The sequence below is a fragment of the Azospirillum sp. RU38E genome, from assembly GCF_900188385.1.
Lineage (GTDB): Bacteria > Pseudomonadota > Alphaproteobacteria > Azospirillales > Azospirillaceae > Niveispirillum.
In genome coordinates this window covers 56605-73669 of sequence record NZ_FZOI01000006.1, presented here as the reverse complement: position 1 = coordinate 73669, position 17065 = coordinate 56605, and the positions used below count along the sequence as shown (strand labels likewise).

Genomic DNA, 17065 nt, shown 5'->3' with positions numbered 1-17065 from the left:
AAGATTGACCTTTAGGCGGGTTGGAGGCCGGCGACCGCCGGCCCGCCGCTTGGTAGCGGCGTGAGCCAAGGGCGCGGATGCGCCCGCCCGGCGTCTGAGGGAACGCAAAATCTCCCTTGATCGGTCACGATCAAGGGAGATTGGTATTATTTACCGCTTACGAACTCCTCTGGATATGTCGATATCGTAGAAAATATCTCCATAACATTTTTCAATCCATCTCCGTATTCATTTTTCCATTCATTAAACCATTCAACAAAATCCTCATAATTATCATTGAAATCAGTTTTATCAATCATAGAACTGGGGACATTTTTTATTTGATCTTTTTCATCTATTTTTTTACCTTCTTCTTTTGGTTCGTCCAATATAATTGGGTGATCGGGGTCGATTAATTTTGCCACTGATGAATCAGGCGTATTTATATTGAATACAAACAGAATACTACTACCAACAAGTGTAATTTTGTTGTTTGGCCCTGTCATTGTTGAGTATATCTTTGTGAGATTACTGAAAATATTACTCGCTGCAATTTTTATATTATTTTTTTTGTCCATGTTACGGCCAATATATTTCCTAAATTTGCTGAGATTTTCGAAATCATATCCCTTTTTCCGGCTGTCCCGGAGAAAATAGTCCTTAATGAAATGTTCCGCCAATTTTATTTTAGTTGGTACATTTACATCATTTTCTTTGTTGTATTGTTTCTCACTTTTTGTTCTATTTCCAATTTTAATATCCCCGACCCAAGTTTCAATTTGATTTGATTTTTTCTCTGTTTCAGATTCTTTTTCTTCATAAGCAATATTTTCCAAAATGATTATTTTTTTTATTTTTCCCTCTATGGCTTCTACAAGTGCTTCATTGTCCTTTCTCTTTCCCGTAATAGTAATTGGGTCCGAATTTTCAGAAATAATTGTAAGAGAATCGTCGCCCTCCTTGACTTCCGGCGTTACAAGCAATTTGAATTTCGGCAGAATAGTATTAAGTTTTAATGCATTAGCATTCTCGTAAACAAATGCTTCTCGGTCGGAGGTTGCCTTGATTACCCACCTTCTATCCGTCGAGAACGCCCTGGGCTTTGTGCCTGCCCGCTGGATCACACCATTCGCCATTGACAGGCGGTGGGGGGGCTGACTCCTTGCTTGACGTTGTATGGACGGTTTTGCCCCGGGCCTGGTTGACGATGTTTCGGCGCGGCTTGCAGAAAATGCTTTGTTACCGATTTCCGTCGCCTCTCTCTCCAGTGCGGGATGGTCGTTGATGGGCAGACCGTTCACCGTACCGGTTGGCTTCACCTTTCCCGCCATCTGCTGGACGACATGTCCTAACTCATGCGGTAAATGCTTTTCCTGACCGGGAGCAAGGTGAATTTCGTTGCCGCGGGTAAAGCCATGGGCATCAATTCGGGCTGGCTCTGGCGAGTTGGTGTGGATTTTGACGCCCGTCAGGTCGGTGTTTGTGGCCGCGCTGACCTTTTGCAGCACCCCTGCATAAGGCCCCTGCGGCTTTCGTTTGTCCTCTAGCTGCGCCGGGGAGCTATCAAGACGCCGGTCCTCAAGACGAGCTTGGCCGTGACGGGAGAATGATTTCAGCGCCATCGTGCGCTTGTGCGACGCCGCGTTCTTATATTCTGCCATGGCTTCCTCGCTTTAAAATTTTAAGCTTGATATAATAATACCAATCTCCCTTGATCGTGACCGATCAAGGGAGATTTCGCGTTCCCTCATCCGCCGCCTTGGCTTACGCGCCACGCGGTGCCGGGCCGGCAGTCGCCGGCCTTCAACCCGCCTGAAGGTCAACCATTAGGTGGGTTGGTATAACACCAAAAGTAGCAGTATATATAGCATAAATTTCCCGTTGGTGGAAGGGTGCTTTGCTGCTTCGGTAGCATATCTTGGCGGAACATCGCGCCGGGTGCGTTTTCGGTTAAGCGCACCCGGCGCTAACCGTTACCTTCGCTATGGTAAGGTGGAGGAACGGGTGGCCAGCGGGGCGGAGGGTCGCGCTGCCTTCCCGCCGGCGGAAAGCGGCCCCCTGCCCCTACTGGGGATGGCCATGGGTATGGTGGCGGACGAGGCTGTGTTCTGACGTCCTTGTGAAGCGGTGACGTGGTCCGATCGTTTCCAGTCGGGCCACGTCACCGTACCACTTGTGTTTATATTGGAAATACACTCGGATAATTGTATGAAATAGGCCGGTTTCGGAGCCGGTGAGCAGAGATGGGCGCTGGAATACCGATCACTGGACAGGCGGATCAAGGGCAGCCCCATGTGCGTTTTATGCGGCAATCAGCAGAACCAATGCCTCTTCTCTGTGGAGCAGCTGGGCACGGTTCCCCTGTCACCATCATCTGCGGGCGACCGGACGGCGCAGGCGGTGCCGGCGCTTTCTGATACCCCCTACTTTATTCAGGCGCTGGTGGCCAGCTACCGGGGGGTGCAGCCCCATAGCGGGCCGGCGCCCGTGATCGTCTATGGATGGCTGCCGGATTTTTCAACCGGGTATTATGACGGTGCCACCAACCCCAGCATCATGACCATTGCGCAGTTGGATCTGGCCCGTAAGGCCCTTGCCCAATGGGAAGAAGTCGCCGATATCCATTTTGTCGAAGCGACCGTCGGGGTCGCACCCGATATCCGGTTTGGTGCTGCGACGATGCAGGCCGGTGGCTATGCGGTTGTGGGTGGGCCGGTCACCGATATATGGGTCAATGCCCAATATGCCACCCAGCAGACCTTTCTGCATGAGATCGGACATGCGCTGGGCCTGAAACATCCAGGTAATTACAATGGTGTCTCCGGCGTGGGGGAGCCGCCCTTCCTGCCCGATGTCGAGGATACGCAAAATAACACTGTAATGTCTTATAATGGTGACGGATACAGCAGGTTAGGTAACTTTGATATAGCGGCTATTCAATATCTTTATGGCCCCAATAAAACTGTTAGAACGGGTGATGATACGTATTTTGTTACTCATGCCAGTACTGGATATTATATTTGGGATGGGGGCGGAAATGACACAATTTCTGCGGCGAACTCCATCTACAGCGTTAAGATTGACCTGCGGGATGGGCATTTTGGTTCATTTGCCGTTCAGGTCGACAATTCCAATTTCACTAATCCCGGGCAATTTTTTGTTGGGTATGGCACCCTTATTGAAAATGCCACGGGCAGTTCCGGCCAGGATCTGCTGACCGGTAATGATTTGGCCAATCGGCTGGATGGCAGCGCCAACGACGATACCCTGATCGGCGGCCTCGGCAACGATACCTTAATCGGTGGTCATGGGGAGGATACGGCCGTCTTCAGCGGCAATTTTGCCGATTATACCATTATTGCCGGTGTCGAAAACATTACGGTGACCAGCCTGTCCGGTGAAATGGATCTGCTCAATGGCATTGAAAAGTTGAGCTTTGCCGACAGGACCACTACGGCGCCGCCCTTGCTGCCCCCGCCGCCCACCGTCAAGCCGGAACCGATCCTGACCGTCAAGGGCAGCCTGGTGGCGGAGACGGATGCCGGGGGTGTCAGCCAGCTGGTCTTCAGCATCCAATTCACCGATGAGAATGGCGCGCCGGCGGATTACATATCGGATAATCCGGTCAGCTTCCAGGTGACGACCGGCAGCCACGGCACGGCCGCCGCCGGGGCCGATTATCAACCCCTGACGCAACGGGTGACCATTGCCCCAGGGCAAAACAGTGCCACAATTGCCGTCAATGTGCTTGGCAACAAGATCTATGACGGCAATAAGACGATCGAACTGGTGGTCAGTGATCTCCAGGGGGCAAAACTGACCGGGGGCGCGCCAACCACTTCCGTTTATGGGCTGGTGGTGGATAATGATATCCCGCCACAATTCTCCATCACCGCCTATCGGGCGCTGAACCCGGATGTGGCGGCAGCCTATGGCAATGATGCCACGGCTATCGCCTGGCACTACATCAATTATGGCCGGGCGGAAGGACGGGCGGCCAGCGGTTTTGATCCAGAGGCCTATGCCGCCCTGAACCCGGACCTGTTCGCCGCTTTCGGATTGAACGAGGAGGCCCTGATCAACCATTATCAGCAGTATGGAAGAGCAGAAGGGCGCGCGGCTTATGGGTTTACTGTTGAGTCTTATGCGATGCTCAACCCCGATCTGTACCGCGCCTTCGGTAATAATGAGACCGCCCTGGTGCAGCATTATATCAAGTATGGCCGGGCGGAAGGACGCCCAACGCTGGGCTTTGACGTAGAGGCCTATGTGGCGAATGACCACCAAAATTATATTGAATATCGCCCGAATGAAGATTGGGTAATGAGTAATTTTATTCAGAAAACGGAATGGAATAACGTGGCGACCAATGGTTTCAGTGCTGAGACCTATGCCATCTTGAACCCGGACCTGTTAAGTATCTTCGGCATGGACCATGCTGCCTTGATCCGGCATTATCAATATGCGGGTTATGCAGAACATCGGCCGGCTTTTATTTTGCCGTCTGCCCAAAATCTGACGGTATTGGGAATGGTGGAAGGGGCATTGACATAGATTTCTGCTTTGTCGCCCCCATCCGCGTAACTGTGGAAATAGTCAATTCTCCCGGAAGAGTTCCATCTGGTAAGTGTCTGTCCGGAAAGTTATACCAATCTCCCTTGATCGTGACCGATCCAGGGAGATTTCGTGTTCCCTCATGCGCCGGGTGCTGCCTCCGGCGGATTGGTATTATCTCGCCTTTCGAAACCTTGCCCTTTCTCCACCGTCATTCCCGCGAAGGCGGGAATCCAGACGACAGCGCGGATTTTGGATTCCCGACTTCGCGGGAATGACGGTTAAGAGATTGGAAAAGAAGTGAAAGTTCTTTGACGGACTCTAAGTGGATTGGAAAACGCCCTCCATTGACGTATTATTACCGAAATTCCGGCATCGCTATCGCCATACTGGAAACAAAACGGGAATAATTCAACGCTGGTGGTCGGGGGTTGGTCATGTGCATTGCTTGCGGCAATATTCGGGACACTTTGCTGCTGCCGTTCCTGGGCAGCTCTCCGGCGGTAGATGTTCCGCCGGTCGCGGAGTTGCCGGCCGTCGATACCCCCGTCACATCCGCCCCGATGGCGTCGGCGGCGGAGGGGGCGGCCCTGCTGCTGGCCGCCCCGCAGACCATCAACGGCACCAGCGGCAGTGACCGCCTGACCGGTGGGGCCGATGCCGATACGATCATGGGCCTGGCCGGTAATGACACGCTGCAGGGGCTGGCCGGTGATGACAGCCTGGATGGGGGCGACGGCAGCGATGTGCTCTATGGCCAGGATGCCGGCAATGACACGCTGATCGGCGGGGCGGGGGGGGATTCGCTCTATGGCGGCAGCGGGAACGACCTGCTGGATGGCGGGGCCGGTGATGATTACCTGTCGGTCTATGGCACGACGGGCAATCACACCCTGCGCGGCGGCACCGGCAGCGATACGCTTTATGGCGGCAATGGCAATGACAGCATGGTCGGCGGCGATGGCAATGACAGCCTCTATGGCGGTGTCGGCAACGACCTGCTGGATGGCGGGGCGGGGGATGATTACCTGTCCACCTATGGCACCATGTCCAACGCCACCCTGATCGGGGGGATCGGTAATGATACACTCTATAGCGGCGATGGCGCCGACAGCCTGGACGGTGGTGATGGCAATGATGGTGTTTATGGCTTTAGCGGCAATGACACGCTGATCGGCGGGGCCGGGAACGATACGCTGGATGGCGGGGCCGGCAATGACAGCCTGCAGGGCGGGGATGGGACCGACACGCTGTATGGCGATGATGGCGACGATACGCTGATCGGCGGGATCGGCAATGATTCCCTCTATGGCGGCGATGGCGCCGACAGCGTGGATGGCGGTGATGGTAACGACGGTGTTTATGGCTTTAGCGGCAATGACACGCTGATCGGCGGGGCCGGGAACGATACGCTGGATGGCGGGGCCGGCAATGACAGCCTGCAGGGCGGGGACGGGACCGACACGCTGTATGGCAATGATGGCGACGATACGCTGATCGGCGGGGCGGGTGCCGATTCCCTCTATGGCGGCGACGGCAATGACACCTATTACATCGATGATCTGAAAGATTATATCTGGGATACGGCTGGCACCAACGATACGGCGATTGTCTCCGTGCGCGGCTATATTCCTGATGGTTCCATCGAAACGATACGCTATGTCGGCGAAGGATCGGCCGCCCCCTATTTCATCCAGTCGCTTGTTGCAAATCATTCCCATATGGCGCGGGACAGCGCCGACAAGACCGTGGTCACCTTTGGCTGGCGGACGGATCTGTCGATTCAGCTGGATTATGGCGGCACCAGCCCGCGCGTTTTCAACGCGGCGGAGAAAACACAGGCCCGGGATGCGTTCACCCTCTGGGCGGCGGTGGCGAATGTCAGCTTCGTGGAAACCTCTGCTGCTCCGGACATTCAATTTGCCGCCGCCCAACTTAATTCCGGTGTTGCCGGTTACGCCACCCTGGGCACGGCCAGCGGCAGCGTCTGGATGGATTCTGACGGTGTGTCGCTGCAAACCTTCATTCATGAAATCGGCCATACGCTGGGCTTCAAACATCCCGGCAATTATGATGTTGGCGGCGGCGGTGCCTCCCCCCCCTATCTGCCCACGGCGGAGGACAGCCGCAATAACACCCAGATGTCCTATAATTTCACCAGCAGTACCGGGCTTGGCGTTTATGATATCGCCGCCATCCAATATATCTATGGCCCCAACAAAGATGTCCGCAACGGGGCCGATACCTATATTTTGTCTTCCACAGAGGTGGGCCGTTACATCTGGGATGGCGGCGGCAATGATACGGTGTCGGCCAGCAGTGCCGCACAGGCCGTTACCATTGATCTGCGCGATGGCGGCTGGGGCTGGTTCGGCAGCCAGAAAGACCTGTTCCTCAGCGAAGGTCAGTTCTTCATCGGCTATGGCACCGTCATTGAAAATGCCATTGGCGGCAATGGTAATGACCTGCTGACCGGCAATCTGGCCGATAACAGCCTGACCGGCGGTGCCGGCAATGACACATTGGTGGGCGGGGCGGGGACCGATACGGCCATTTTCACCGGCACCTATGCCAGCTACAGCATCGCGCTGTCGGGAAGCGACCTGCGCGTGACCAGCAGCAAGGGGGAGGTGGATAGTTTAAGCGGCATTGAATGGCTGAAATTCGATGACCGCACCGTTGCCGCCCCCACCGCCACCCCCGGCACCCCCTATCTGTCGGCCAGCGCCAATTCGGTGCTGGAAGGGGCGACGGGTGCCACGACACAGCTGACCTACACCATCACCCTGTCGGCGGCGGCCAGCAGTGCCGTCAGTTTCAATGTGCGCACCAATGGCGGCACAGCCACGGCCGGCACGGATTACACCGCTGTCGACCGCACGGTGACCATCGCCGCCGGGGCAACCACCGCGACGGTGGCGGTGGAGGTGCGGGGCGACGCGCTGGTGGAAAAGGATGAAACCGTCCAGCTGGTGATCAGCAACCTGCAGGGCGCCCGGCTGCTGGATGGCAGCAGCAGCCTGACCGTCGCCGGCACCATTTTGAATGATGATCTGGCAACCAGCCCGATCTTCTCCCTTTCGGCCTATCGCGCGCTGAACCCTGATCTGGTGGTGGCGTTCGGTGATAATGCCCTGGCCATTACTTGGCATTATGTGAATTATGGCAAGGCGGAAGGGCGGGTGGCCACCGGCTTTGATGTGGAAACCTACGCCGCCCTGAACCCCGACCTGTTCAATGCCTTCGGGCTGAACGCGACGGCCCTGACCAGCCATTATCTGCGCTTCGGCAAGGCGGAAGGGCGGGTGACCAGCGGGTTTGATGTCGATGCCTATGCGGCCTTGAACCCGGACCTGTTCAATGCCTTCGGCACCGACCATGCCGCCCTGATCCGCCATTACATTAATAACGGCAAGGCAGAGGGGCGGACGATCATCGGCTTTGATGTGGAAGCCTATGCCGCCCTGAACCCCGATCTTTACCAGGCGTTCGGCCTGGATGAGGCGGCGCTGATCCGCCATTACATCAATAATGGCAGGGCAGAAGGGCGGCAGACGACCGGGTTCGATGCGGAGGCCTATGCCGTGTTGAACCCCGACCTGTTGAGCGCCTTTGGCCTGAACCATGCCGCCCTGATCAACCATTACCAATATGCCGGCCGGGCGGAAGGCCGCGCCGCCTATCTGCCGGCCGACAGCGGCAGCCTGGGGCTGCTGGCCATGGGGTCGGATATGCCGGGTGATGCGCTGATCTGAGCAACGGCCCGATAATTTATACCAATCTCCCTTGATCGTGACCGATCCAGGGAGATTTTGCGTTCCCTCAGACGCCGGGCGCTGCCTCCGGCAGCTTGGCTTACGGCACCACGTGGTGCCGGGCCGGCGGTCGCCGGCCTCCAACCCGCCGAAAGGTCAACCTTTCGGCGGGTTGGTATTATACCAATCTCCCTTGATCGTGACCGATCCAGGGAGATTTCAGGTTCCCTCAGTCGCCGGGCGCTGCCATCCGGCAGCTTGGCTTGCGCCGCATGTGCGGCGGGCCGGCGGTCGCCGGCCTCCAATCCGCCAAGGGTCAAGCCCTCGGCGGATTGGTATTACATAGACAAATAGATGATCCTGACGCTGGCCCTCCCTGGGGGTGCCAGCGTTTTTCTTTCATTCTCCCCCGTGCGCATCCATCATTGCCAATCGCGCCCACCTGTAATATGTCAGAGTTATTGGCAAGCCGGTTCGCCGGCTGGAAATGAACAGTGCGCCCGAAGCGGCGTGACGGGAGAGGAAAGATGGCACTTCGTCTGTTGCAGCATCGCGCCGCCGATGGCGCGCGCTCGGTGATTTTCGCGCAAGGGGAAGCGGCCTGTTTCCTGCCCGGCGTCGCGTCCGTGCGCGAACTGGCCTTGCGCGCCATTGCCGCCGGCCGGTCGCTGGCCGAAGAGGCGGCGGCCTGTGGCCAGGGGGCGGCCGTGGATATTGCCGCCGAACTGGCGGCCGGCCGCCTGCTGGCCCCCATCGATCATGAAGACCCGGCGCATCTGGTGCTGGCCGGCACCGGGCTGACGCATCTGGGATCGGCGGAAGGCCGCGACAAGATGCATAAGGCGGCCCAGCAGGGCGCTGTCACTGACAGTATGCGCATGTTCCTGGAAGGGCTGGAAGGCGGCAAGCCCGCCCCCGGACAGGTGGGCCAGCAGCCGGAATGGTTCTATAAGGGCGATGGCTCCCAGCTGGTCGGTCCGGAACAGCCCCTGACCATGCCGTCCTTCGCCAAGGATGGCGGGGAGGAGCCGGAACTGGCCGGCATCTATCTGATCGGCCCCGATGGCACGCCCTATCGCCTGGGGCTGGCGCTGGCCAACGAGTTTTCCGACCATGTGACGGAGCGGCATAATTACCTGTGGCTGGCCCATAGCAAGCTGCGCCAGGCATCGCTGGGGCCGGAACTGTTGATCGGCGATGTGCCGGCCCATGTGGAAGGCAGCAGCCGGATTGTCCGCGATGGCGCGGTGATCTGGGAAAAGCCCTTCCTGTCCGGTGAGGACAACATGTCCCACACGCTGGCCAATCTGGAACATCATCATTTCAAATATGACCTGTTCCGCCGCGCCGGCGATGTGCATGTGCATTTCTTCGGCACCGCCACGCTGTCCTTCAGCGATGGGGTGCGCACGCAGGAAGGCGATGTGTTTGAAATCGCCGCCGCCCCCTTCACCCTGCCGGCCCGCAACCGGCTAGAACGCGCGGCAGCGGTGGATGTGGCGGTAAAGTCGCTGTGACGGTGGCCGGGCGGTTGCAGGGGTAACCGCACCGCCCGACCTTGCCGATGAAAATCAAAAAAATTAAACGGAGGAAACCCATGATCGCGTCCCTGCGCCGGATCACGGCCGTTCTGCTGTCTGTCACTGCCCTGGTGCCGGCCGCCCTGGGCCAGACGGCCGGCAAGCCCACCAGCGCCACCATCCAGGCCGACCGGCCCGGCCCCACCTATGACCGCCGCATCTTCACCCAGTTTGCCGAACATCTGGGCCATGGCATCTATGGTGGGCTGTGGGTTGGCAATGACAAGAATATCCCCAACCGCAACGGCTTTCGCACCGATGTGGTTGAGGCGCTGCGCCGGCTGAAGGTGCCGGTGGTGCGCTGGCCGGGCGGCTGTTTTGCTGATGAATATCATTGGCGCGATGGGGTGGGGCCGCAGAACAAGCGGCCGGTGAAGGTGAACACCCATTGGGGTGGCGTGACCGAACCCAATACCGTTGGCACCCATGAATTCATGGAGCTGGTGAAGCAGCTGGGGGCGGAACCCTATGTCGCCGGCAATGTCGGCAATGGCACGCCGCAGGAAATGGCCGACTGGGTGGAATATATGACCGCCCCCGCCGGCAGCCTGGCCGAGGAGCGGGCCAGGAACGGCCAGAAGCAGCCCTGGCAGGTGCCCTATTTCGGCATTGGGAACGAGCTGTGGGGCTGCGGCGGCAATATGCGGGCCGAATATGCCGCCGACGTCACCCGCCGCTATGCCACCTTCATCAAGGTGCCGGCCGGTTCCAAGATCATCAAGATCGCCGCCGGCGCCAATGTGGATGATGTTGACTGGACGGAGACGATGATGCGCGTCGCCGCCAAGCAGCTGGATGCGCTGTCGCTACATTATTACACCGTTCCCGGCGCCTGGCCGCCCAAGGCATCCGCCACCCAGTTCGATGAGGCGGGCTGGGCCGAAACCCTGGCCGAGGCCCGGCGGATGGATGATCTGATCACCCGGCACAGCGCCATCATGGATAAATATGATCCGCAGAAACGGGTCTGGCTGGCCGTGGATGAATGGGGCACGTGGTATGCTGGCGATCCCGGCACCAATCCGGGCTTCCTGCGTCAGCAGAATACGCTGCGTGATGCGCTGGTTGCCTCCACCACCCTGGATATCTTCGCCCGCCATGCCGACCGCGTGAAGATGAGCGCCATTGCCCAGATGGTGAATGTGCTGCAGGCCATGGTGCTGACCGACGGGCCCAAGATGGTGCTGACGCCCACCTATCATGTGTTTGCGATGTATCAGCCCTGGCAGGATGCCACCGTGCTGCCCATCAGCATCGACACGCCCAGCTACACCAAGGATAAATGGACCATGCCGGCCGTCAGCGGCTCGGCGGTGCGGGCCAAGGATGGCCGGCTGCATGTCGGCCTGTCCAACCTGGACCCCAACAATGCCAACAAGGTGACGGTGAAGCTGGAAGGGGTGAGCGCCAGCGCCGTCAGCGGCCGGGTGCTGACGGCATCTGCCATCAACGCCCATAATGATTTCAACGCACCGGATGTGGTGAAGCCCGCCGCCTTCAGCGATGCCCGCATTGAAGGCGGGGTTCTGACAGTGACGCTGCCGGCCAAATCGGTGGTGGTGCTGGACCTGCGCTGAAGCGGTTGCCGGGGAACGACCTCGTTCCCCGGCCCGGATTCCCAAGAAAACGGAGGAAACCATGGCGTTGCAGAACACCTTGGCCACGACCGCCCTTTCCCTGTTCCTGCTGACAGCGCCGGCCCTGGCGCAGCAGGTGGGGGAAAGGGGTGGCGACACGTTGAATGCCCAACTGACCGGCGATCTGGCCCCCACCCATGATCCGGTGATCATCCGGGAAGGTGATCGCTATTACGTCTTCGGCACCGGGGTGCCGGGCGATAAGGGGCGCTATATCCTCTCCCGCACCTCCACGGACCTGAAGCACTGGACGGCCAACGGCCCGCTTTTCACCCAGATCCCGGACTGGGCGCAAAAGGCCGTGCCCGGCACGAAGGAGATGTGGGCACCCGATGTCTCCTTCGTGAATGGGGAATATCGGCTGTACTATGCCGTCTCCACCTTCGGGTCCAATCGCTCCGCCATCGGCCTGTTCACCAGCCCGACGCTGGACCCCAAGGCCGCCAATTATGGCTGGAAGGATCAGGGCATGGTCCTGATGTCGACGGAGAAGGATGATTTCAACGCCATCGACCCCAATGTCATCGTGGATGCGCAGGGCCGTCATTGGCTGGCCCTGGGCAGTTTCTGGACCGGGCTGAAACTGTTCCCGCTGGATGCCAGGACCGGCAAGCCGACAGCCGATGCCAAACCCTATTCCATCGCCCGCCGTCCGGCACCGGCCGGCGCGCCCGCCCCGGTGGAAGCCCCCTTCATCATTCCCCATGGTGGCTATTACTGGCTGCTCGCCTCCTATGATTATTGCTGCAAGGGGGTGAACAGCACCTATTACACCGTGGTGGGGCGGTCGAAGGAAATTACCGGCCCCTATCTGGGCCGCGATGGCAGCCCGATGATGCAGGGCGGCGGCAGCATCTTCCTGCGCGCCGACCTGCCCGAACAGCAGCGCTTCCGCGGCCCCGGTCATCCCGGTGCGTTTCAGGACAAGGACGGCACCTGGTATGTCGTCTATCACGCCTATGACCGGCAGAATAACGGTGCCTCCACCCTGCGCATCGCCCCCATCCACTGGGATGCGGAAGGCTGGCCGGTGGCGGATTATTGAGGGGACCGACCATGATGCACAGCGCCCTTTCCCGCCGCCTGTTCCTGGCTGGGGCCGCCAGCCTGCCGGCCTGTGGCAGCCTGTTCAACGGTGCCGCCCGCGCAGCGGTCAGTCCAGCGGCGGCCCCGCTGAACCCGCTGGTGCGCCAGCGCGCCGATGCGCAGGTGTTCCGCCATACGGATGGGCATTATTACCTGACCGGTTCCGTCCCGGAATATGACCGGCTGATCATTCGCCGCAGCCCCACCCTGGCCGGGCTGGCGGCGGATGACAGTGAAGCCGTGGTTTGGCGCCGCCCGGCGACGGGCAAGCTGGGCGGCTATATCTGGGCGCCGGAACTGCATTGGTTCGATGGGGCCTGGCACCTCTATTTCGCCGCCGGCGATGGCGGGGAGCCGTTCCATATCCGCACCTATGTGCTGAGCTGCCGCGATGCCGATCCGCTGACCGGTAGCTGGACCCTGACCGGCCAATTGCAGACGCCATGGGACAGTTTCACCCTGGATTCCACCATCTTCAGCCATCGCGGCGTGCGCTATATCTGCTGGGCGCAGAAGGAGCCGGGGATCGAGACGAATTCCAACCTCTATCTGGCCCCGCTGGCCAGCCCCACCAGCCTGGCCCGGCCGCCGGCCCGGCTGACCGTGCCGACCCTGGATTGGGAAATCCGGGGCTATAAGGTAGCCGAAGCCCCGGCCCTGCTGGCCCGCAATGGCCGGCTGTTCCTGACCTATTCCGCCAGCGCCACCGATGCCCGCTATTGCCTGGGCCTGCTGACGGCCCCCGATGATGCCGATATCATGGACCCGGCCGTCTGGCAGAAATCGCCGCAGCCGGTCTTTGTTTCCAGTGCCGAAACCAGCGTCTATGGCCCCGGCCATAACAGCTTCACTGTGGATGAACAGGGCCGCGACATCCTGGTCTATCACGGGCGTGATTACCGGGACATCAAGGGCGATTCCCTGTTCGACCCCAACCGCCATACCCGCATCCAGCGGCTTTATTACCAGCCCGACGGCACCCCCGATTTCGGTGTGCCGGTGGGCAACGGGGCTTTGCCGGAACGGTTCAGCCCGGTGGGGCAGCCAGGGCGTTTCCTGGTGCAGGCGGGGGAGGGGCTGCGGATCGGCAGCGCTGCGCTGCCGGCGACACAGTTCCGCGCCGTTCCGGTCAATCCGGGGGCTGACAGCTTCCTGCTCTCCCCCATCCTGCGGCCGGATCTGGCGGTAATGGTGGGGCCGGGTGGGGCGGTCACCCTGGCCCCCCGCGCCCAAGCCACCGCCTTTGCCCGCCAGGATGCCGACGGCGGTGCCGTGCGGCTGGTCCTGGCAGCGGCGCCCAACCGGGCGTTGGTGGCGGCCGGTGAACGGCTGAGCGTGGGAGCCGCAGCGGGGCAGGCGGCGCGGTGGTTGGTGGATTAGGGATATTTGTCTGATAAATAGGATGTGTGGGGAGTGGGAGGCGGGTTTAGCAATTCGTTTCGAAGCGTCCTCCTGCAATGTCCAGCCGCTCAGCCACCATTCCCCGCACAGGCGGGGAATGGTGGTGGCGAAAGGGAAAGGCTTTGAAAAGCCCGGCCCCCTGTGCCCAAACGGCCACATCCGTACCGCCCTCCCTTTCATGACAGAAATACTGCTTGCACCTTATTTGTCTGACCATTAAATAGTCTGAGTAATTCAAAAAGGCGCACCAATGCGCCGCGACCTCTTGGGGGAGGATATCCATGGCCATCACGCCACGCGGACTCTGTTCCGCATCCATGCTCGTTCTCACACTGGCCAGTGCTGCCCAGGCGCAGCAGGCTGATCAACTGGAAGAAATCATCGTCACCGGCGTGCGCGCCTCGGTGGTGGGGGCCATCAATGTGCGCCGGGAATCCACGCAGATTGTTGATTCCATCGTGGCCGAGGATGTCGGCAAATTGCCCGACAATAATGTGGTGGAGGCGCTGCAGCGCCTGACCGGCATCCAGGTCACCGACCGGGGCGGCGGGGAGGTGGCGACCGTCACCATCCGGGGTCTGACCGACCCGCTGACCACACTGAACGGCCGCAATATCTTCACCGCCGCCGGCCAGTCCTTTGCCCTGCAGGATGTCTCGGCCAATCTGGTGAAGAAGGTGGATGTCTATAAGACGCGCGCCGCCGACCAGATGGAAACCGGCCTGGCCGGCCAGATCAATGTGGAAACCCGCCGGCCGTTTGATTTCGACGGCTTCACCATTTCCGGTCTGGCGCGCGGCACCTATAATGAGGAAGCCGACAGCTATAACCCCAACGTCGCCATGCTGGTCAGCGACCGCTGGGAGACGGGGGCCGGGGAATTCGGCCTGCTGGTCAATGGCAGCTATAACCGCTCCAAATACCGCAACATGTCCACCACGGCGGGCGCCATGGTGCCGTTCGCCACCGAAGCCCCGCCCGCCGCAGCGGGCCTGAAGCCGCTGGAACGCATCTTCCCCGGTGACAAGAATGTCAACTGGACGCCCGGCCTGGATTACGGCCTGCCCACGGCCCCCGGTTCGGCGCTGACCATCAATGGCACCAAGGTGCCCTATTACCTGTCCCGCGATGCCGTGTTCAGCAGTGACCTGTATGGCAAGCGGGAACGGCCGTCGGTCAATGCCGCCGCGCAATGGTCGCCCAACGACAATTCCACCTATACGGCGGAATTCTTCTATTCCGGCTTCCGGGGCACCAGCTTCAACAGCCTGCAGTTCAGCTTTGTTGACTGGTGGGGCAATCCCGGCCCGGTGCAGCTTTATGACGGGACCAACATCGTCAAGGCCCGGACGGTGGATGATGTCTATGGTTTCAACAGCGGCGATTTCAGCAAGTCGAAGACGGACAGCTTTGTCTATGCGCTGAATGGTGACTGGGCCATCGGCGACAATGCCAAGATTGTTGCCGATGCCGCCTATCAGACCAGCAAGAACAAGTCCGAATTCCTGGCCATGCGCACCGACCGGGTCGCCAAACAGATCAAGACGGATTTCAACGCCGGTGGCGGCATTCCCTCCTATCATTTCGAGGATGATGCGAAGCTGGCCGACCCCAGCGTCTGGAACGTGGCGCAGCTTTACGATAATGCCAACACCGCCGATGGCAGCGCCTTCACCGCCACGCTGGATGGGCAGTATAATTGGGATGACGGGTTCCTGCGTCAGGTGAAGGCGGGTTTCCGCTATGATGACCGCAAGGCATCCACTGCCGTCCGCACCCAGGATGCCGCCAATCTGGGCGCCAAGCTCTCCACCCTGCCCAGTGAGGCCTGGTTCACCAACAAGGATTTCTTCGACGGGCGGGCCGATGTGCCGACAAGCTGGGTGCTGCCCAGCGGTTACTGGCTCTATGACAATGCCGATATGGTGCGCGGCCTGTACAAGGTGAAGACATCCGACCAGCTTTCCCTGGCCAAGGTGTTTGATATCAATGAAGAAACCTTGTCCGCCTATGTCCAGGCCGATGCGGAGATCGATATTTTCGACCGGCCGCTGAAGCTGCAGGGCGGTGCGCGCTATGTGCATGTCGGCACCGATTATGATTTCTTCGACCGCTACAAGAATGGCGCGCTGACGCAGGTATCACAGAGTTCCGCCCGCTGGCTGCCCAGCTTCACGGCGCGTTATGATGTGGCCTCTGATGTGCGTCTGCGCTTCAATTATGGAGAAACGCTGCGCCGGCCGAATTTCGGGGATATCAACCCCAACTATTCGCTGACGGGCGACCTGACCAATGTGGGCTATGGCAGCGGCAGTGCCGGCACCGCCGACCTGAAGCCCACCCATTCGAAGAATATCGATCTGGCGGTCGAATGGTATTTCGACCGTGACAGCGCCCTCTATCTCACCGGCTTCCGCCGGGAGATTGACGGGCTGGTGGTGCCGCTGACGGTGCGCGAATATATCCCCAATAATGGCATTGTCGCCGGCAAGACGGATTATTTCGCCATCACCCGCCCGGTCAATGCCTCTGACGGGGTGTTGAAGGGGCTGGAACTGGGGGCCACCTATTTCCCGCATTATCTGCCGGAAATGCTGGATGGTCTGGGGGTGGTCGGCAGCCTGACCCTGCTGGATTCCAAGCAGAATATCCCGCTGTCCGATGCCGCCGGAAATATTATCGGCCAGACCAGCTCACAATTCTTCGGCGTCTCCAAGCTCTCCTACAATGCCACCCTGGTTTATGATCATGGCCCGGTCGGGGCGCGCCTGTCCTATGTCTGGCGCAAGGGCTTCCTGCATAATAACGAGGCGCGGCTGTTCGCCAACCCGATCGGCGTCTGGTTCAAGCCGGAGGAAAGCCTGGATTTCCAGCTGTCCTGGAATGTCACCGATCAGGTGGGGCTGACCTTCGATGCGGTCAACCTGACCCGGTCGAAGCAGCAGAACTATTACAAGTTCGACAATGCCGGCAATGCCGAACAGTACAATCTCGGCACCCTGCTGCTGGCCCGCACCTTCTCTCTCGGTGTGCGCTACACGTTTAATTGAAGAGCGATCAATGATTGAAGCCA

At 59.5% G+C, this 17065-nt stretch carries 10 protein-coding genes; 8 read left to right on the top strand and 2 right to left on the bottom strand.

Annotated elements, in window-relative coordinates; genetic code table 11:
- Positions 1-146: 146 nt before the first annotated feature.
- Positions 147-1640, bottom strand: coding sequence for a DUF4157 domain-containing protein (locus tag CHB97_RS26385; RefSeq protein WP_089288400.1), 1494 nt, complete (start codon positions 1638-1640; stop codon positions 147-149).
- A gap of 277 nt (positions 1641-1917) precedes the next feature.
- On the opposite strand from CHB97_RS26385, the gene CHB97_RS26380 reads away from it, so the two are divergent.
- The 7 genes from CHB97_RS26380 to CHB97_RS12795 all read left to right on the top strand — a co-directional run bounded on the left by CHB97_RS26380 (position 1918) and on the right by CHB97_RS12795 (position 13971).
- Positions 1918-2091, top strand: a complete 174-nt coding sequence (locus CHB97_RS26380) for a hypothetical protein (protein ID WP_160105826.1) — start codon at positions 1918-1920, stop codon at positions 2089-2091.
- A 225-nt stretch (positions 2092-2316) separates the two neighbouring features.
- Positions 2317-4533 (top strand): Calx-beta domain-containing protein, encoded by a 2217-nt coding sequence (locus CHB97_RS12820; protein WP_160105824.1) that lies wholly within the window; start codon positions 2317-2319, stop codon positions 4531-4533.
- A 437-nt stretch (positions 4534-4970) separates the two neighbouring features.
- A complete protein-coding gene (locus tag CHB97_RS12815) occupies positions 4971-8288 on the top strand; it encodes a calcium-binding protein (RefSeq protein ID WP_089367438.1) in 3318 nt (1105 codons plus the stop codon).
- A 527-nt stretch (positions 8289-8815) separates the two neighbouring features.
- Positions 8816-9805, top strand: coding sequence for an AraD1 family protein (gene araD1 / locus CHB97_RS12810; RefSeq protein WP_089288402.1), 990 nt, complete (start codon positions 8816-8818; stop codon positions 9803-9805).
- Between the two features lie 80 nt (positions 9806-9885).
- Positions 9886-11445 (top strand): alpha-N-arabinofuranosidase, encoded by a 1560-nt coding sequence (locus CHB97_RS12805; protein ID WP_089288403.1) that lies wholly within the window; start codon positions 9886-9888, stop codon positions 11443-11445.
- Positions 11446-11506: 61 nt separating this feature from the next.
- On the top strand, positions 11507-12550 hold the full coding sequence (locus tag CHB97_RS12800; protein WP_200819925.1) for an arabinan endo-1,5-alpha-L-arabinosidase: 1044 nt from the start codon (positions 11507-11509) through the stop codon (positions 12548-12550).
- A gap of 11 nt (positions 12551-12561) precedes the next feature.
- A complete protein-coding gene (locus CHB97_RS12795) occupies positions 12562-13971 on the top strand; it encodes a family 43 glycosylhydrolase (protein ID WP_200819924.1) in 1410 nt (469 codons plus the stop codon).
- Positions 13972-14017: 46 nt separating this feature from the next.
- On the opposite strand, the gene CHB97_RS26610 is transcribed toward CHB97_RS12795, so the two are convergent.
- The gene (locus CHB97_RS26610; protein ID WP_200819923.1) at positions 14018-14311 is read right to left on the bottom strand and encodes a hypothetical protein; all 294 of its coding nucleotides are present in this window, start codon (positions 14309-14311) and stop codon (positions 14018-14020) included.
- Between CHB97_RS26610 and CHB97_RS12790 the strand changes: the two genes are divergently transcribed.
- On the top strand, positions 14310-17042 hold the full coding sequence (locus CHB97_RS12790) for a TonB-dependent receptor (RefSeq protein ID WP_200819922.1): 2733 nt from the start codon (positions 14310-14312) through the stop codon (positions 17040-17042). The genes CHB97_RS26610 and CHB97_RS12790 overlap by 2 nt on opposite strands.
- The last annotated feature ends 23 nt before the right edge of the window (positions 17043-17065 follow it).